15 protein-coding genes are annotated in these 18,778 nt (G+C 66.2%); 5 read left to right on the top strand and 10 right to left on the bottom strand.

The window, feature by feature from the left end; all coding sequences use genetic code 11:
• Positions 1-56: 56 nt before the first annotated feature.
• From M2299_RS12630 to M2299_RS12615, 4 genes are all read right to left on the bottom strand, one after another.
• Positions 57-2,021 carry a M2 family metallopeptidase gene (locus M2299_RS12630; RefSeq protein ID WP_280884469.1) on the bottom strand — a complete coding sequence of 655 codons (1,965 nt, stop codon included), beginning with the start codon at positions 2,019-2,021 and terminating at the stop codon, positions 57-59.
• A gap of 535 nt (positions 2,022-2,556) precedes the next feature.
• The gene (locus tag M2299_RS12625; RefSeq protein WP_280884468.1) at positions 2,557-4,206 is read right to left on the bottom strand and encodes a phosphoethanolamine--lipid A transferase; all 1,650 of its coding nucleotides are present in this window, start codon (positions 4,204-4,206) and stop codon (positions 2,557-2,559) included.
• Positions 4,203-4,955 carry a phosphatase PAP2 family protein gene (locus M2299_RS12620; protein WP_100436768.1) on the bottom strand — a complete coding sequence of 251 codons (753 nt, stop codon included), beginning with the start codon at positions 4,953-4,955 and terminating at the stop codon, positions 4,203-4,205. The genes M2299_RS12625 and M2299_RS12620 overlap by 4 nt, the downstream gene beginning before the upstream one ends.
• Positions 4,956-5,068: 113 nt before the next feature.
• On the bottom strand, positions 5,069-6,772 hold the full coding sequence (locus M2299_RS12615) for a glycosyltransferase family 39 protein (RefSeq protein WP_100436767.1): 1,704 nt from the start codon (positions 6,770-6,772) through the stop codon (positions 5,069-5,071).
• Between the two features lie 134 nt (positions 6,773-6,906).
• Here M2299_RS12615 and M2299_RS12610 point away from each other — a divergent pair, with 134 nt between their 5' ends.
• Entirely contained in the window at positions 6,907-7,617 is a 711-nt protein-coding gene (locus M2299_RS12610; RefSeq protein WP_025877081.1) for a response regulator transcription factor, read from the top strand.
• A complete protein-coding gene (locus M2299_RS12605; protein ID WP_032951976.1) occupies positions 7,607-8,887 on the top strand; it encodes a HAMP domain-containing sensor histidine kinase in 1,281 nt (426 codons plus the stop codon). The genes M2299_RS12610 and M2299_RS12605 overlap by 11 nt, the downstream gene beginning before the upstream one ends.
• An 87-nt stretch (positions 8,888-8,974) precedes the next feature.
• On the opposite strand, the gene M2299_RS12600 is transcribed toward M2299_RS12605, so the two are convergent.
• Entirely contained in the window at positions 8,975-9,364 is a 390-nt protein-coding gene (locus tag M2299_RS12600) for a VOC family protein (protein ID WP_025877085.1), read from the bottom strand.
• Positions 9,365-9,520: 156 nt separating this feature from the next.
• Here M2299_RS12600 and M2299_RS12595 point away from each other — a divergent pair, with 156 nt between their 5' ends.
• Positions 9,521-10,771, top strand: a complete 1,251-nt coding sequence (locus tag M2299_RS12595) for a DUF819 family protein (RefSeq protein ID WP_280884467.1) — start codon at positions 9,521-9,523, stop codon at positions 10,769-10,771.
• Positions 10,772-10,947: 176 nt separating this feature from the next.
• Positions 10,948-12,087, top strand: a complete 1,140-nt coding sequence (locus M2299_RS12590; protein ID WP_280884466.1) for a DUF3103 family protein — start codon at positions 10,948-10,950, stop codon at positions 12,085-12,087.
• 395 nt (positions 12,088-12,482) lie between these two features.
• On the opposite strand, the gene M2299_RS12585 is transcribed toward M2299_RS12590, so the two are convergent.
• Positions 12,483-12,707, bottom strand: a complete 225-nt coding sequence (locus M2299_RS12585) for a CstA-like transporter-associated (seleno)protein (RefSeq protein WP_280884465.1) — start codon at positions 12,705-12,707, stop codon at positions 12,483-12,485.
• On the bottom strand, positions 12,707-14,788 hold the full coding sequence (locus M2299_RS12580; protein ID WP_025877093.1) for a carbon starvation CstA family protein: 2,082 nt from the start codon (positions 14,786-14,788) through the stop codon (positions 12,707-12,709). The genes M2299_RS12585 and M2299_RS12580 overlap by 1 nt, the downstream gene beginning before the upstream one ends.
• Before the next feature lie 269 nt (positions 14,789-15,057).
• Between M2299_RS12580 and M2299_RS12575 the strand changes: the two genes are divergently transcribed.
• A complete protein-coding gene (locus M2299_RS12575) occupies positions 15,058-15,909 on the top strand; it encodes a pirin family protein (RefSeq protein WP_032977239.1) in 852 nt (283 codons plus the stop codon).
• A gap of 195 nt (positions 15,910-16,104) precedes the next feature.
• Here the strand turns inward: M2299_RS12575 and M2299_RS12570 are convergent, their stop codons facing one another.
• The 3 genes from M2299_RS12570 to M2299_RS12560 all read right to left on the bottom strand — a co-directional run bounded on the left by M2299_RS12570 (position 16,105) and on the right by M2299_RS12560 (position 18,464).
• Positions 16,105-16,563 carry a hypothetical protein gene (locus M2299_RS12570; protein ID WP_025877096.1) on the bottom strand — a complete coding sequence of 153 codons (459 nt, stop codon included), beginning with the start codon at positions 16,561-16,563 and terminating at the stop codon, positions 16,105-16,107.
• Between the two features lie 196 nt (positions 16,564-16,759).
• A complete protein-coding gene (gene aqpZ / locus M2299_RS12565; RefSeq protein WP_032951977.1) occupies positions 16,760-17,479 on the bottom strand; it encodes an aquaporin Z in 720 nt (239 codons plus the stop codon).
• A gap of 121 nt (positions 17,480-17,600) precedes the next feature.
• Complete coding sequence (locus M2299_RS12560; protein WP_099786112.1) at positions 17,601-18,464, bottom strand: pirin family protein; 864 nt, start codon at positions 18,462-18,464, stop codon at positions 17,601-17,603.
• Positions 18,465-18,778: the final 314 nt, after the last annotated feature.

Raw genomic sequence — 18,778 nt, 5'->3', positions numbered from 1 at the left:
ATGGCCCGACGCTACCGAAACGGAAAAGGGCGGATCCTCGCGGATCCGCCCTTTTTTCATTTCGCCGCCGGTGCCGCGTTGGCCTGCCAGCCGCACATCTGGCCTTCGTTCTGCTGCTTCAACCAGGCATTGACCGGGCTGAAGTACTCGATCATCGGGCCGGCATCGAGCTTGTCCGAGCCGGTCAGTTCCTTCAGCGTGGCCTGCCACGGCTGGCTGGCACCCTTGCTCAGCATCGCCCAGTACTTCTGGCCGGCTTCCTTGTTGCCGTAGAAGGTGCACTCGTGCAGCGGGCCCTTGAAGCCGGCGGCATCGCACAGGCCCTTGTAGAACTGGAACTGCAGGATGCGCGCCAGGAAGTAGCGGGTATACGGGGTGTTGCCCGGCACGTGGTACTTGGCACCCGGATCGAAGAATTCCTCGCCACGGGCGCTGGCCGGGGCCACGCCCTGGTACTTGGCCTTCAGGTCCCACCATGCCTTGTTGTAGTTGTCCGGGGTGATCGAACCATCGAACACGCCCCAGCGCCAGCGGTCGATCATCAGGCCGAACGGCAGGAACGACACACCTGACAGCGCCATGCGCATCTGGTTGTTGATGACCGCTTCGCGGCTCTCGGTCGGCGCGTCGACCAGCCCGATCGAGCTGAGGTACTTCGGCGTCATCGCCAGCACGATGGTGTCGCCGATCGCTTCATGGAAGCCATCGTTGGCACCGCCCTGGAACAGCGGCGGCAGCGGGTTGTAGGCCAGGTCGTAATAGATGTGGCCCAGCTCGTGGTAGATGGTGGTGAAGTTCTCTTCGTTGGGCTTGATGCACATCTTGGTGCGCACATCGCCTTCCATGTTCATGTCCCACGCACTGGCGTGGCAGACCACGTCGCGGTCATCGGGCTTGATGAACTGGGTCTTGTCCCAGTACGACTGCGGCAACGACGGCATGCCCAGCGATACGTAGAAATCCTGTGCACGCTCGGTCATCTGCTTGGCGGTGCGCAGTTCGGCCTCGCGTTGCGCCTTGTACTGCGCGGCTACGTTCGCATCCTTGCCGGCCTTGGCCAGCGCCGCGCTCAGGTTGGTCTGGTACTGCTTTTCCAGCGCTGCAGTGATGTCCAGGCTGCCGGCGCCCGGGTACGGTTCCAGCTGGTCCCACAGGTTGGACCAGTCCTGCTGCCACATGTTGCCCATCAGGTGCGCGGCGATCAGGCCGTTGCCCACCTCGGCCTTGTCCTTGCCATAGGTCTTGTCCAGCTTGCCGCGCGCGTAGCAGTGCAGCTGCTCGTACATCGGCCTGACCTGTTCCCACAGGCGATCGGTTTCCGGGCCGATCTGCTCCGGCGGCATGTCATAGCCACTGCGCCACATCTGCCCGGCATCGGTGAAGCCCATGCCCTTGGCACCTTCATTCACCAGGCCGACGAACTTCTGGTAATCACCGCGCATGCTCTTGGTGGTGCTGTGCCAGCCCTGCCAGGCATCGAGCTGCTGGTCATAGTCGCGGCTGCGCGCCAGCACCTGCTCCAGTTCGCCCAGCTGGCGGCAGGAGTTGGGATCGTTGGCGTCGGTGCAGTACTTGCCTGCGCCGTAGCTGCCTTCCATGCGGGTGGCGATCTGGGTCAGTTCGGCCAGCTTGGCCGGGTCGCGCGGCGCCGGCATCGACGACATCAGCTTCAGCAGGTGGATCGCGCGCTTGCTGTCTTCGCTCATCGGCTTGCCATCGAACTTGCCGGCCTGCTCGATCCAGCTGTTGAGCTGGGTCAGCGAACGCTCGTTGGCCTTGGCCGCGATGCGCTCTGAATCGCTGTTGATGTAGGTGGAGGACAGCCACTGCGCCGAGGTCATCTCCGGGTAGGCCGCCTTGAATTCGGCATTGATGCGGGCCACGAACTGGTCAGCGGTTTCGCCGGCCGGTGCACTGCTGCTGGCGGTCTCGGTGCCTGGGGCGGCTTCCTTCTTGCAGGCGGCCAGGGCCAGCGTGGCGGCGGCGATTGCCGAGGCCAGCAGGAGATGACGGTGTTTCACGGGCGATCCTTGGGTGGTGAACGACCGCCGAAGGCTAGTGGGCAGGCGTTGCCACCGCAAGTGGCGGAAGTCGGCCGGGCGGCGCCCGGGGACCGCGACATCGCATGCGCGCTGTCGCTCCCACGCTTCGCTGCGCGAAACGTGGGCCCCACTTACCCGCTCCCAGACCCCCGCCGCTTCGCGGCCGCCCCCTGACTCAGGGGGCTCTGCCCCAGACGCAATTCGGTGATGGCAGTAGATCCACGCCATGCGTGGATGAGATCTGTCAGAAATCGAGACTCAAATTCGGATCCGACCCCGTGCCGACCAACGGTCGGCACCCACCAACAGCAGCGGAAATCTGTCGAAGGCGGGGTGGGTCCGGTGGCGGGAGTGTCCGCGGCATGGATGCCGCGGCCAAGCCCCCATGGATGGGTTCACGGCGTCTCCCGCCACCGGACCCACCCCGCCTACCCACAGGAAGCCGCTGTTGCTGTTGCTTCGGCCGTTGCCGTTGCCTCTGCAGGTGCAGGGCTGCAAGCCCTGCCGACAAACCCTAACTCTCGCAGCCGGCGAACAGGTCGCGATCCCGCTCGTACAGCGAGGTCTTCACCTGCATCAGCCCCAGCACCGACGGGAACAGGTTGTCGTGGTCGGTGTAGCTGGCCGAGCGCTTGCGCACGCACTGCAGGTCCAGTCCACGGCTGCTGGCGAAGCCCGGCGAGAACCACATCGTCATCGGCACCCGGGTCTGCTCGGCCGGTGCGATCGCGTACGGCACACCGTGCAGGTACAGGCCCTTTTCGCCCAGCGATTCACCGTGGTCGGACAGGTAGATCATCGCCGTGTCGTAGTCCTGCAGGCCCTGCAGCGTGCCGATGGTCTTGCTCAGGAAATGATCGGTGTACAGCACGGCGTTGTCGTAACTGTTGGTGATCTCTTCGCGCGAGCAGCGACCAATGTCCTGGGTGTCACAGGTCGGGGTGAAGCGACGGAAGGCGGCCGGGTAGCGTTCGAAATAGGCCGGGCCATGGTTGCCCAGCTGGTGCAGCACCACCACCCGATCACCCGGGCGCGCACGCACCTGCGTCGCCAGGTCCTGCAGCAGGATCTCGTCCATGCAACGGCCATCGGCACACAGCCCCGGCGTGGTCGCGTCCGACAGCGACTGGAAGTCCAGGCCCTCGCATACGCCCTTGCAGCCGGACTGGTTGTCGCGCCACAGCGGCGCGATGCCCGCGCGGTTCAGTACATGCAGCAGCGACTGGTGCGCACGGATCTTCTTCTCGTCGTACTCGTGGCGTCCCCATGGCGAGAACAGGCAGGGCAGCGAAACCTCGGTGCTGGTACCGCAGGAGTGCATGTCCGGGAAATTGACCACCGCCGCCTGGGCCAGCTCCGGCGTGGTATTGCGGCCACCATTCAGGCCCCAGTTCTGCGCACGCACCGTTTCGCCCATCACGATCACCAGCAGGCGTGGCTTGCTGGTCGCTGCGCGCGGGGTCGCCTTGGCATCGGTACCGATCGGCAGCTTCGGCGCGCGTTGCACCGGGTTGTCGCCGCGCAGGGCACGCGGCAGCCCCAGCAGCACATTGGCAGGCGTGGCCAGGTAGCGCACTTCGCGCTGGTTGCGCATCAGCGCCGACACATCCTGGAAGGACACCAGCGCGCCACCGAGTGCGGTGACCGCAGCGACCAGCAGGAAGCCGATGCGCCACAGCAGGCTGCGGCTCCAGCTGCGGCGGCGCAGGTCAACGCGCCACAGCACCACCATCGGCAACACAGCCAACAGCAGGACCGGCCACAGCAGCGACACCGTCATCAGTTCGCGGCTTTCCTTGGGGTCGGTAGCCAGCACGTTGCGCAGCATGTCCGCATCCAGATAGATGTGGTAACGGCTCATGTAGTGCGCGGCAAACGCGGTGACCAGCAGCAGCACGCTGATCACCACCTTGGCATTCCAGCGCCACACCAGGATGCCCAGCAGCACACCGTGCGCGCCCAGCAGCAGCAACAGCAGTGAAAGCGCATAGCGCAGGCTGCCCGGATGGCTGGCCATGGCGCTGTGCCAGAACAGGCCATTGCCGGCCACAGCGAAGAACAGGCTGGTCAGCACGATCAGTGCTTCGGTGGACAGCTGTGGCCGCCATGCGCGGATGCTGGCCAGTGTCGGCAGCCGCAAGGAACGTTGGACCGATGCGTTCATGCAATCGCCTCCTGGCGGGTCGAGCGATCCAACTGGCGGCGGACCACCAGATACAGGCCCAGCGACAGCAGCCAACAGATCAAGGCGGTGGCAACGTCATGCGAAAGGAAGTGGGCGCCGCGCAGCTGTTGGCCGATGCCGAACACCAGGCCGCTGCCGAGGCCGATCCACAGCCCGGCCCAACGCCAGGCGGGGCGCCACAGCAGCGCGAAGAAGTACAGGCACATCCATGCGTATCCCGCGCTTGCGTGGCCGGCGGGGAAGCAGGCGCGGGCGGGCATGCCGGTCGGGCGGCTGCTGAGAAGACCGACGAACGGATCGTGTCCGCCATAGCGCAGCAGATCCCACGGGCAGTCCATCGGCACCAGCGACTTCAGCAGCGAGATCAGCCCGGTGCCGAGTGCCACGGCCACCACCACATACAGCAGCGCCCAACGCAGCGTGCGATCGCGGCCGCGGCGCCAGTGGTGGAAGCACAGCAGCATCGCCACCAGTGCCGCAGCGGTGCTCAGCCACTTGCCGGCCTTGTGCACCACCGAACGCGTCAGCCATGCATCCTGCAGCGCCCAGCGGCCGCCTTCCAGCCGGAACAGATGGTCGGCCAGCCACTGGTCGCCACCCAGGCCCATCAGCACGGTGAACACCGCAACGCCGATGACAGAAGGCAGCCAAAGATGGGTAGCGGCAAAACGCGACGCCAGCAGCGAGGGCGCAAAGGAGACTGCCGGGGCAAGAGGGCGAGCGGGCATGCAGGGGAAGGGGCCGTTACGGGAATCCGCGGCCATGCTCGTCACTGGCATGTCGGAGAAGGGTCGTACACGCGTTTGCGCCGGGTTAATCCATGCCCGGTGCGAATCACCATTCAGTCTTCTTCATCGTTGGCGCCTGCACGCTCGGCATGGCAGGCCGCATCCCAGGCGGTGCCCGGAAGCAACTGCCAACGATTGCGATTGGCAACACCGATCTCGATGACCTGGGCCGGATCGACACAGGGGCTCATGGCCTTGTCCAGCACCAGCAGCCAGCGCTTGTCCGGCGCCTCGGCCAACCATGGACCGGCATCGTGCCACTGCTCTGCCCACGGCCGCTTGAAGCCGAACTCGCGCACCGGCCGGTCGGCCTGCAGCAGGTTCTGTTCGCGCCAGGCCACCAGCGCCAGTTCCGCATCGGGGCCGATCCGTGTGCCCACCCGGCGCATCACCGCCGACGCCGAGGCGTAGGGGTCCAGCGCCGGTATCAGCACCAGTCCGTACAGCATCCACAGCAGGCCGTGGGTGAGCAGTACCAGCGTGGCCGCGCGTCGTACCCGCAGCCACACCGCCAGCGTCGCCACGGCGATGGCGAAGGTCAGCAGGCCATCGCCGAACACGGGCAGCAGGGTGTCGGGCATCGCCCGCCGTGCCAGCTGCGCCTGCGCCCAGGGGCTGTCGGTCAGCATCATCACGCCAAGCACGCCGGTGGCCAGCATCAGCAGCAGGCTGTAGCCGAACAGGTAGCGGCGCACGCACAGGCGACGCAGCAGGCCGGGCAACAGCGGCGCCACCGCCAGTGCCATCGCTGGCAGCATCGGCAGCACGTACACCTCGCGCTTGCCGGGGCTGGCAGTGAAGAACAGCAGGACCAGCGCGGCCCAGCCCAGCAGCAGCCACTGGCGCTGGTCGCCGCGACGCAGCCGGCGCCACCACGGCTTGACCATCAGCGGCAGCAGCAGCGCACCCGGCAGCCACAGCGTGGCGATCACCTGCAGGTAGTACCAGACCGGCTGGCGATGGTGCCAGGCGTTGGCATAGCGGGTGCCGGTCTGCTTGAACAACAGCTCGTGGGCGTACGACTGCAGCGATGCACTGGGTTCATGCAGCAGCGCCCAGCCCAGCGGTGCCAGCCACACCGCCGTACCCAGCAGGAAGGCCGGAATCAGCCACAGCAGGCTGGCGGGATGGGGGCCGTCCACCGGCTGGCCGCGACGGCGCTGGTACAACCGCCAGCCCAGCCAGGGCAGCACCATCAGCAAGGGCAGGAAGCCCACCCCCTTGGTCACCGTGCCGACGCCGGCGGCGAAGCCGGCCAGCCACAGCGCCGGCAGGTTGCGGCGCTCGCAGAGGTGGCGCAGCAGGCCCCACAGGGCCAGCGTAGTCATGCCCACCAGCACCATGTCGATCTGCGCGCGCTTGGCCATCAGGCCGAACTGCAGGGTGCAGAACAGTGCGCCAAGCGCGTACAACGAATGCCGTGGCGACCATAGCCGGCGTGCCAGGTCGGACACCAGCCACAGGCTGAGCAGCGCAGCCAGCAGCGACGGCAGCAGGAACGACCACTGCCAGCTGCCGACCACCTGGTGGGCAGCGGCCTGCAGCCACATGAACACCGGGGGCTTCTCGGCGTACAGCTCGCTGCCCCGGTGTGGCAGCAGCCACTCGCCGCTCTCCACCATGGCACGTGCGGCCAGCACGAAGCGTGGTTCGTCCGGTGGCTGCGGCTGGCGCATGCCAAGCCCGGCCGCCAGCGCCATCACGATCAACAACCACAGCAGCGGCAGGTGCCAACGGCGGGGCAGGGCAACGGGCACGGGGGGGGCTCCGGCAGCAAAACAGCCATTCTGATGAGCGGCACGTGGGAAAGCCGTCGGAGCGGCCGGCATGGCGACCGCATTCCGACATCCGCAGCGCTACCATGGCATGAACTTCCGTGGATGTTTCGTGCATGCGCCTGTTGGTGATCGAGGACAACCGCCAGTTGGTGGCCAACCTGTTCGACTATTTCGAGTCGCGCGGGCATGTGCTCGACGTGGCCCCGGATGGCATCACCGGCCTGCACCTTGCCGGCAGCCACCCGTATGACGCGGTGATCCTGGACTGGATGCTGCCGCGCATGGAAGGCCCGGAGGTGCTGCGGCGGCTGCGCTCCGAGCATGCCTCGGAAGTGCCGGTTATCATGCTGACCGCACGCGACGAACTGCCGGACAAGATCGCCGGCTTCCGCGCCGGCGCAGATGATTACCTGACCAAGCCATTCGCATTGCCGGAACTGGAAGTGCGCCTGGAGGCGCTGCTGCTGCGCGCTCAGGGTCGCAATCCGCGCAAGCGCCTGCAGGTGGGCGACCTGGTGCTGGACCTGGCCAGCCTGGAGGCGCAGCGCGCCGGCCAAGTGCTGCACCTGTACCCGGCCTGCCGCAAGCTGCTGGAAGTACTGATGCGCGCCAGCCCGGGCGCGGTCACCCGGCAGCAGCTGGAATTCGCCCTGTGGGGTGACGAACCACCGGACGGCGACCTGCTGCGCTCGCATGTGTACGAACTGCGCCGCAGCGTGGACGGCCCCTTTGCCGACAAGCTGATCCACACCCTGCCACGGGTGGGCTACCGGCTGGCGTCCACCGCAGGCGCGGACGCACGGAACGATGACGATGGCGCGTAAGCCCGGGCCGCTGTATCGGCGGGTGGTGTGGTGGCTGCTGGGCTACCTGGCGCTGATTTCGCTGGCGGTGTTCAGTGTGGGCAACTACGTGCACGAACACGCCGAGCACGCGGCGTGGCGCGCGCTGCTCAATTCCGAACTGGACAGCATCGTCGAGCACACCGAGCACGAGCCGCACTATCGCTGGCAGGACTCGGACACGCTGAGCCTGTTCCGCTTCAATGAAGCCAACATGCCCGCCAGCCTGCGCACCCTGCATCCGGGGTTGCATGACGGGGTGATGATCGGCGAGCGCGAGACGGCGGTGATGGTGCGCGATACCGGCTCGATGGGGCGGGTTGCGCTGGCCCTGGACATCTCCGATTTCCACGATCTGGAACAATTCGCAACGCGCTGGGTGATGCTGGCCGGCATCATCATGATCTTCGTCACCGTGTTGATGGCCTCCTTCGGCATGGAGCGCATGGTGCGCCCGTTGAGCCTGCTGGCCCAGCACATCGGTGCACTGCGGCCCGGCGTGCAGGGCCAGCGCATTGACGTCGATCCGCGCGGCAGTTCTGAGCTGCACACCATCGCCGATGCGCTGAACGATTACCTTGATCGCAACGAGCAGTTCGTCGAGCGCGAGCGGGTGTTCATCAGTACCGCAAGCCATGAACTGCGCACGCCGATCGCCGTGATGACCGGTGCCGCCGAACTGGCGCTGGAGCAGCCCGGCCTGCCTGAGCGCGCACGACAGCAGATGCAGCGCGTGCTGCGTACCGCGCAGGGCGTTGAGCAGCTGATCGAGCTGTTGCTGGTGCTGGCGCGTGATCCCGCTCGCCTGGCTGCCCGTGCCGAGCGCATCGCGCTGGACCAGCTGCTGCCGGAGATCGTCGACGACCATCGCCACCTGCTGGGCGACAAGGACCTGAGCATCGGCATCCAGGCCGCGCCGGTCGACATCGTCGCGCCGCTGGCGGTGGTGCAGGCAGCGATCGGCAACCTGCTGCGCAATGCCATCGAGAACAGCGGCCGCGGTCATATCGAGCTGCGCCTGACCTCGGCAGCGGTATTGACCTTGCAGGACCCCGGCCATGGCATGAGCCCGGAGGAGATCGCAGCGATCCACGCGCGGATGGCCCGCGGTGAGCGCGGCGACCGCGGCGGCATCGGCCTGGAACTGATCGCGCGGCTGTGCGAGCACCTGGGCTGGACCCTGCAGCTGCAGCCCTGCCAGCCGCGCGGCACCCTGGCCTCGCTCGACTTTGGTACATCGCGGCCAGGCTGACCTGTCCGTCGACCAAGGTCGACGCCTACCAGGCAATGGCCGCGTGCGTTCCGGTAGGTGCCAACCTTGCTTGGCACGCTGGCCGCGTCACCGCCCCGTTGGCCGCGCCACGTGCTGGTCGATCAGGATCACGTTGCCATCGGGATCGGTCAGCTGCAGATAGGCCGGACCTTCGCCATCGGGATCGGCACGCGCTGTGAGCGCGATGCCCTTGGCGTCCAGCTCGGCCTGTACCTCACGCACGTCCTGGAAGGACGCCAGTTCCTGCTTGTGCTGGTCCCAGCCGGGATTGAAGGTGAGCAGGTTGCCCTCGAACATGCCCTGGAACAGGCCGACCACGATGCCGTTGTTGCGCAGTACCAGCCAGTTCTGCGCCGCATCACCACCGGTCACCGAGAACCCCAGCGCTTCGTAGAACGCACGTGAGGTGGCCAGGTCCTTCACCGCCAGGCTGACTGAAAAAGCGCCGAGTTGCATGGGGCAGGCTCCAGTAGGGAATGCAGCGATTCTCGGCAGGCCCACGCGCTGCCGCAAGCAGCGCAGCATGACCCTGCGTGAAGACTATGTTAATTTCGACCCGCGCCGCTTATGCGGCGCTTTTCTTTTCCGCTCTTTCGATCGACAGAGGATCCCATGCCGACCGAACCCGCTACTGCCCTGATCAGCAACGACATCGTTGGCCTGGGTCTGATCGCCGCCACCCTTGCCCTGATCTTCTGGGCCGCGAGTGGCCCGACGCCCCTGCTGAAGAAGATCTTCGCCTGGGTGCCTGCACTGCTGCTGTGCTATTTCATCCCCGCCATCTACAACACTGCCGGTGTCATCGATGGCCACAACACCTCGCTGTACAACCCGGTCGCCCGCGATGTGCTGTTGCCGGCGGCGCTGGTCCTGCTGACCCTGTCGATCGACCTGAAGGGCATCGCCAAGCTGGGGCCGAAGCTGCTGCTGGTGTTCTGCGCCGGCACCGCCGGCATCATGCTCGGCGCCATCGTCTCCTTCCAGGTGATGAAGCTGATCCATCCGGAAACCGTGGCTGGCGACACCTGGGCCGGGATGGCCGCGTTGGCCGGCAGCTGGATCGGCGGTGGTGCCAACATGGTCGCCATGCGCGAAGTGTTCGGTACCGATGCCACCACCTTCGGCCAGTTCGCGGTGGTCGACGTGGCCTGCGCCAGCCTGTGGATGGCGATCCTGCTGTTCATGGCCAACCGCGCCCAGCAGATCGATGCACGCAACGGTGCCGACACCCGCGCCATCGATGAAATGAAGGCGCGCATCAGCGCCTACGAGGCACAGAACGCGCGCATCCCCAGCATGACCGACCTGATGGTGATCGTCGGCGTGGCACTGGGCGGCGTCGGCCTGGCCCATGCCATCGCCGCACCGCTGTCGGGCTGGTTCAAGGCCAATATCAGCTGGGCCAGCCAGTTCAGCCTCGACAGCCAGTTTGTGTGGGTGATCCTGCTGTCCACCGCGATGGGCCTGACGCTCAGCTTCACCCGTGCACGCCGGCTGGAAGCGGCAGGCGCCTCGCGCCTGGGTACCGTGTTCCTGTATTTCCTGATCGCCTGCATCGGCATGCAGATGAACCTGTTGTCGCTGCTGGATCGTCCGTGGCTGTTCCTGCTGGGGGCCATCTGGATGGCCACCCACGTGCTTGTGCTGTGGATCGTGGCCAAGCTGGTGCGTGCGCCGCTGTTCTTCTTCGCGATCGGTTCGCAGGGCAACATCGGCGCCGCCGCCTCGGCACCGGTGGTGGCGGCAGCATTCCATCCGACGCTGGCGCCGGTGGGCGTGCTGCTCGGTACGGTCGGTTATGCCACCGGTACCGGCCTGGCGTATGTGACCGGGCTGATCCTGAAGTGGATGGCCAACGGCTGAGCCCTCTCGCGGCCAGCGACGGAAATCAGGAACGGGTAGAGCCGAGCCCACGCTCGGCTGCTTTTCGCCGGACACTGCCGGAACTGTGCGGCACATACCGGAACGTATGGGGCGTGCGTCGTAGCGTGGAAAGCTCCTGCCGGCGTTGCCGGCGACGTTCGATGGGGCCGTCGATGATGAAGCAATGGAGGTTTCGGGTTTCCGCACTGGTGCTGTTGCTGGCCAGCACGGGGGCCTTCGCGCAGGGGCCGGTGAGGGCCGGCGGCGCCGATGTGCAGGTGCTGACCGATGCCGGTGCGCGCGAGGTGGCGGCACTGATCGCCCAGCCAGGGTTCGCCGATGCAGTGCGCAGCTCGCTGCATGCGGCGCCGGAGCAGGGCGTGCCGGTGCAATCGTTGATGGGCCGTTTCGATCCGCAGGCGCATACGCTGGCCAGTGCATCGCTGGCTGCTGGCGACCGCCAGCTGCGCCAGCGCAAGGGGCTCCCGGCACAGGGGCAGGGGCTGCTGCAGCTGCGTGCGTACGTGCCCGAGGGGCACTCGCTGGCGGCCATCAATGCGCATCCGCTGTGGGTGGCCAGTCTGCCGCGTGGCAATGATCGCGACTGGACCACGATCACCGCCTACGACGCGCAGGGCCGCGCGCATGTACTGGATGCGAAACGGGCCCCGGACTTTCCGGTGCTGATCGTCGACGTCGACACGCGGCGTGCCGTGCAGGAAGGCATGGCCTTGGTCAATGCGGGGCTGAAGGCCCGCGGCCTGCAATCGCCCGAACGCATCCAGCTGTCGGCTGACGGTACGCAGGCGTCGCTGGATATCACCCGCCTGGACCGCATCCGCCTGGCGGACGACCAGGAGCCCTGGGCGCTGGGGGCAGCCGAGGTGTTCGCTGTTGTTTCCGGTCTGCAGGTGAGCGCCACCGCACCGGAGATGGTCACCGTCGACATGCCGTACCTGGACTACGACGGTACCGACTACACCCCGCAGCAACCGCTGATCATCTGGGGCAACTATCGCTTCAACGCCGCCAACGTGCAGCTGTTCGAAGATGACGGCGATACCAATTACCAGGAGCTGCTGGTGGCGCTGAGCAATGGCGTCAAAGCCGCACTGGGCGCCTTCGCCCCTGAGTATGCCGTCATCGCCGACATCGCAGGCGCGATCCTCAAGGCCATGCCCACGTCGTGGTTTGCCAACGACATCGACTATATCGACAGCTACTACCTGTTGCAGCGCGGCCAGGCCTACCAGGACCGGATGGGAGCGGCCAACAACGCCAAGGTCACCCTGACCCCGATCACCCTCACGGAATAGTCCCGCCGGGCGGCGCCCGCAACCGCCATCCCCGGATTGATTCCACCGGCATCCACGAACAGAAAGGGGCCTGATCCGTTCTCCAGGGAAAACGGATCAGGCCCCGGATGATTCGCACCGTCACCGTAAATCTGTCAAAGGTGGGGCGGTGTTGGATTGCGGGGTGTCAGCCGCATGGATGCGGCTGCCAAGCCTACAGGGACGTACTTGCGGCGTCCCCGCAATCCGACACCGCCCCGCCAAACCCACAGAACCCCAGAGCCGACGCTCCAGCAGTTGCAGTTGCAGTTGCAGTTGATGTTGCCGTTGCCGTTGCCGTTGCCGTTGCCGTTGCCGTTGCCGTTGCCGTTGCCTCTGCGGGCGCCGGGCTGCAAGCCCGGCACCCACCGGGAACCTCAACAGCAGCGACCACCGTTGCGCCCGCCATACCGCGCTTCCTGCCGCTCGCGGAAGAACGTCTTGTAGTCCATCGGCTCGCGGTCCGGATGCTTCTCCCGCACATGCCGCACATAGTTGTCGTAGTCGGGAATGCCGCAGCACAGCCGTGCCGTCTGCACCAGGCGTCGCCAGATCCGGCGATGCGCCTGGTACTGCCCCACCGGAACCAGTTGTGTATTCATTACAGGTCCACCATTTCATGCGGCTTCAGCGCCACGTACGGGGTCTCGCGGTCGCTGCGCTGCGGATTGCGGCGCGCTGCCACGATCGTCTTGATCGAATACACCAGCACAGACGCCACCACCAGCAGGAACAGCGCGGTCAAGCCGGTGTTGACGTAGGCGTTGACCACGATCTGCTGCATCTGCGCGACCGACTTCGCCGGTGCGGTGATGGTGCCGCTGGCCAACGCGTCCTGGAACTTGTGTGCCTGTGCCAGGAAGCCCTGCGCCGGATTGCTGTCGAAGATCTTGATGAAACCGGCATAGGTGGTGCAGATCAGCAGCCACACCGCAGGCACCGCGGTGACCCACGCGTAGCGGTCACGCTTCATCTTGAACAGCACCACCGTGCCCAGCATCAGCGCGATGCCCGCCAGCATCTGGTTGGAGATGCCGAACAACGGCCACAACGTCTGGATGCCCCCGAACGGATCGACCACGCCGGTGTACAGCAGGTAGCCCCACAGCGCCACGCAGCCGGCAGTGCCGATGATGTTTGCAGTCCAAGACTCGGTCTTCTTCAGCGCCGGCACGAAATTGCCGAGCAGGTCCTGCAGCATGAAACGACCGGCACGTGTGCCCGCATCCACCGCGGTGAGGATGAACAGTGCTTCGAACAGGATGGCGAAGTGGTACCAGAACGCCATCATCGCGTCGCTGCTGCTGGGGATCGCCTCATGCAGGATCTGCGCGATGCCCACCGCCAGGGTGGGGGCACCACCGGCACGATGCAGGATGGTCGGTTCACCGATCGCTGCCGCCGTGGCCGTCAGCTGTTCGGGGGTGATGGTGAAGCCCCAGGTATTGGTGATGTAGTGCGCGGCCGAGGCGGCATCGGCACCGATCACCGCCGCCGGGCTGTTCATCGCGAAGTAGATGCCCGGATCGATGATCGAGGCGGCCACCAGCGCCATCACGGCCACGAACGATTCCATCAGCATGCCGCCGTAGCCGATGTAGCGCATGTGCGCTTCATTGGCCAGCAGCTTGGGCGTAGTGCCCGAGGAGATCAGTGCATGGAAACCCGACACCGCACCGCAGGCGATGGTGATGAACAGGAACGGGAACATGCCGCCTTTCCACACCGGGCCGTCGCCGCTGGCCGCGAACTGGGTCAGCGCCGGCATCTTCAGTTCCGGCATCACCACCAGGATGCCGATGGCCAGCGCGATGATCGTACCGATCTTCAGGAAGGTCGACAGGTAGTCGCGCGGTGCCAACAGCAGCCAGACCGGCAGCACCGAGGCGACGAAACCGTAGCCGATCAGCATCCAGGTGATCTGGGTACCGGTGAAGGTGAAGGCCGGGCCCCAGGTCGGGTCTGCCGCCACCTTGCCACCGAACCAGATCGCGGCGAGCAGCAGCACCAGGCCCACCACCGAGATCTCACCGATCTTGCCCGGCCGGATATAGCGCATGTAGACGCCCATCAGGATCGCGATGGGCATCGTCGCGATCACCGTGAACATGCCCCACGGGCTTTCCGCCAGTGCCTTGACCACCACCATCGCCAGCACGGCCAGGATGATGATCATGATCAGGAAGGCACCGAACAACGCGATGGTGCCGGGCACCTGGCCCATCTCCTCGCGCACCAGGTCACCCAGTGAGCGGCCGTTGCGGCGGCTGGACAGGAACAGGACCATGAAGTCCTGCACCGCACCGGCCAGCACCACGCCGACCACCAGCCACAGCAGGCCGGGCAGGTAGCCCATCTGCGCGGCCAGCACTGGGCCGACCAGCGGGCCGGCACCGGCAATGGCGGCGAAGTGGTGGCCGAACAGCACGTGCTTGTTGGTCGGTACGTAGTCCAGGCCATCGTTGTTGATCACCGCCGGGGTGGCCCGGGTCGGATCGAGCTGCATCACCTTGTCGGCGATGAACAGGCTGTAGAAGCGGTAGGCGACCAGGTACAGCGATACCGCCGCGACCACGATCCACAACGCGTTGATGTGCTCACCGCGCCGCAGCGCAACCGTGCCCAGGCAGAACGCGCCGAGCAGGGCGAGGGCCGCCCAGCCTATTTTGGAAAAACCTTTCATGAGGTGCTCTCTCCCGGAAAGACAGGCAAAGAGTCCCGCGTGCCCCTGGCAGGGTCAATGTGCACGGGACCATTCGGCGGTAGTACTTTGGTCGTACATGGGTGTGGCAGGTGGCGATGTTCCTTCGCAGCCGACAACGCAGGCGGTGCCGGCGTGCGGACATGACGTGCGGCGAACACCAGGGATGGAACAATCGGTTGCGACGGCATCCATTGGCGTTGCGCGCTGCAGCGTCCATTTTTAGCGGCATCCATCCAACAGGAGTCACCATGAGCCTTCCCGAGCCGGTCCGCGTCCTGCGTACCATCCGTGGCATGCCCACCTCCGACGGTGCCGGTGTTCGCCTGACCCGGGTCATCGGCGGCCCCTCGCTGCCCGACCTCGATCCGTTCCTGCTGCTCGACGAATTCGGTACCGATCGCGCCGAGGACTACATCGCCGGTTTCCCCGAGCATCCGCATCGTGGTTTCGAGACCGTCACCTACATGCTCGATGGCCGAATGCGGCATCGCGACAATCACGGCAACGAGGGCCTGCTGACCCCGGGCAGCGTGCAGTGGATGACGGCCGGCCGTGGCCTGGTGCATTCGGAGATGCCCGAGCAGGAAAGCGGGCAGATGCGCGGCTTCCAGCTGTGGGTGAACCTGCCGGCGCGCGACAAGATGACCGCGCCGAAGTACCAGGAATTCGCTCCCGAAAAGATCCCGGTGGTGCAGCCGGCCGAAGGCGTGCAGGTCAAGGTGATCGCTGGCACGGTCGAGGGCACGGCGGGGCCGATCGCGCAGCCGGCGACCGATCCGCTGTATCTGGACATTGCACTGGAGGCCGATCGTGCCTGGACCTACTCCCTGCCCGAAGGCCACAACGCGTTCGTCTATGTGTTCGAAGGCGGGTTGACGGTGGGCGAGCAGGATGCGGCGCGCGACGTGGCGCGGCAGGAACTGGCGGTGCTGGGCGGCGGCGAGCAGCTGCATCTGTCGGCAGGCAGCGACGGCGCGCGTTTGATCCTGGTGGCGGGTCGTCCGTTGCGCGAGCCGGTGATGCGTCATGGCCCGTTCGTGATGAACACCCGCGAGGAATTGATGCAGGCCTTCGTCGATTTCCAGGAAGGCAGGTTCTGAGGTCGCGCTGCGGGCCATGCCCACAGCGCATCGGTAGCGCCGGGCCATGCCCACAGCACATTGGTAGCGCCGGGCCATGCCCGGCGGATGTCCAGAAGAGCCGACACGACAGAAAGCCGCCGGGCATGGCCCGGCGCTACCGATGGATCGGGTGGAAGTGCGGGAATGCTGCCAGGCAGTCATCCCCGCAGCGCCTCAGCGGCCGTCGGCCACGGCAGAGGGCGTCAGGTTCATGCCCTGCGCAAGCTGCTGCAGCGTGCCCAGTTCCTGGGAACTGTCGGGATACAGCGCGATCTGCGCGTAGCGGCCCTTGTCCAGCTTGACCACGCTGATGCGGCGCTCGGCATAGCCCGGCGGCTGCTGGCCGCCCAGATCCGGCTGGTACCAGTACATCGATTCACCGGCAAAGCTGCCTTTTTCCTGGCGCAGCGAGCGGGTCAGCGGAATGCCCGGATCGCGCTGGCTGAGCATCAGGCTCAGTACTTCGCGCCCGTCACTGGTGGCCGCGCGGCAGACCAGGAAGCCGGACTGTGCCTGCTGCTGCCATTGCAGGCCGCTGCTGGCGGGCAACGAAGGACAGTCGACCGGGGCCTGCGCGCAGGCAGACGCCGCAACGAACAACAGGCTCGACAGAACAACAGGCGCGAACTTCATGCATCCCCCAAGGTGGCGTGTCGTTGGCACCGCCGGTGACACCGGCGGTCGAGGCATCCCATCCCCGGATGCCGTCCTGCCCGGCGAAAGCACGGGCGGATGACCAGACCTTAACGGAACGTGAGCGATCGCACAAATCGCGGTTACATCCGTAACCATTGCGGCCGAGGGTCGGCCGCAATGGCACGGTCATGGCTCAGCGGTCGTTGCCGATCCACTTGTAGATGATGCCGCCGATCGCACCGCCCAGCAGCGGGGCGACCCAGAACAGCCATAGCTGGCCGGTTGCGCCACTGCCGGCGAAGAAGGCCACCGCCGTGGAGCGGGCCGGGTTCACCGACGTATTGGTCACCGGAATGCTGATCAGGTGGATCAGGGTCAGGGCCAGGCCGATGGCCAGCGGCGCGAAGCCCGCCGGCGCCTTGCCATGGGTCGCGCCCATGATCACGATCAGGAACACCGCCGTGAGCACCACTTCGCACAGGAACGCGGCCGCCACGCTGTAGCCACCAGGTGACAGCGCGCCATAGCCGTTGCTGGCGAACGCGCCGGCCTGGCTGCCATCAATGGCGAAGCCGCTGGCACCGGAGGCGATCTGCAGCAGGATGAAGCCGGCCAGCAGGCCGCCGGCCACCTGCGCGATGATGTAGGGCACCAGATCCCGGGTCGGGAAGCGGCCACCGGCCCACAGGCCCACGCTGACCGCTGGATTGAAGTGCGCACCGGAGATATGGCCGAACGCGTAGGCGCCAGTCACCACGGTCAGGCCGAAGGCCAGGGCCACGCCGAGGAAACCGATACCCAGCGGATTGCCGTCGCCACCGAACTTGGCGGCCAGCACCGCACTGCCACAGCCACCCAGAACCAGCCAGAACGTGCCGAGGAACTCAGCGGACAAGCGTTTACCCATGCTCATGTGTTGCACTCCTTTGACGGTCTAAAGTGTGATTTATGTCACATTTCAGTGATCAGCGGGTGACTGTAGCGTCAACGCCGGGTGCAGGGATACACCTTCGGATGTGTGCAACACGCGATGCTCAGTACTGGGGCAGGGGAATGAATTCCTTGTCGTCGCCGGGAATGGTGCCGAAACGTCCGGCTTCCCAGTCGTGCTTGGCCTGCTCGATACGTTCCTTCGAGCTGGAAACGAAGTTCCACCACAGATGGCGCGGGCCATCCAGCGGTTCGCCGCCGAACAGCATCGCCTTCACCGGCGTCTTCGCCCGCAGGCGGCCGCGCGCACCGGCTTCGGGAAGCACCAGGTGCTGGGCGGGAATGTCCACACCATCCAGCTGCGCTTCGCCTTCGAGGATGTACAGCGCACGTTCGCGGTGGCCATCATCGATGTCGATCTCTGCATCCGGGTCCAGGTCGATCGCCACGTTGAGCGTGTCGGCGAACACCTTGACCGGCGACTCCTCGCCATAGGCGCGTCCGGCAATGACGCGCAGCCAGGCGCCGTTGCGGCGCTGCTCGGGCAGGGTGGCGGCGGCATGGTGGTAGAAGGCCGGTTCGATTTCCTCATGCGACTTCGGCAACGCAACCCAGGTCTGCATGCCGTGGATCGGGTTGTCATGGTCGCGGTCCGGTTGCGGCGTGCGCTCGGAATGGGCGATGCCGCGGCCGGCGGTCATCCAGTTGACGTCACCGGGACGGATCACCTGGTCCGAGCCCAGCGTATCGCGGTGGCCGATGGCACCGGACCAGAGGTAGGTGACAGTGGCCAGGCCGATATGCGGGTGCGGGCGCACGTCGATGGCGGTACCGGGGTGCATGAGTGCCGGGCCCATCTGGTCGACGAACACGAACGAACCGATGCTGCGGGCCTGCAGGGTGGGCACGGCGCGGCGCACTTCCAGGCCGCCGATGTCGTGCACGCGCGGGGCGATGATGGTGGTCATGCGGGCGTTCTCGCTGGCAGGGATCAAGGCGGTCAGCATCGCATGCGGTGGTGGCGGTGACATTCCCCGTCCGGGTAACAGGTTGTTCCAGCCAACGGCGCAGCCCCTCGTGGCTGTGGGTTGGTCGCTGAAGGCAAAAGCAGAAGCCGCGCTTGGCCGGGCGGGTGGGTGGCGCAGGACACGCCGTAAACCCGTCCATGGGGGCTCGATGGCGCCATCCATGGCGCCAACGGTCCTGCGCCACCCACACCGCCCCGCCTCTGACAGATTCCTGCAGCTGTCGGTAGGTGTCGACCTTGGTCGACACTTCTGTC

Source organism: Stenotrophomonas sp. 1278 (assembly GCF_029892765.1).
Classification (GTDB): domain Bacteria; phylum Pseudomonadota; class Gammaproteobacteria; order Xanthomonadales; family Xanthomonadaceae; genus Stenotrophomonas; species Stenotrophomonas indicatrix.
This window is presented reverse-complemented; position numbering and strand designations above follow the sequence as displayed.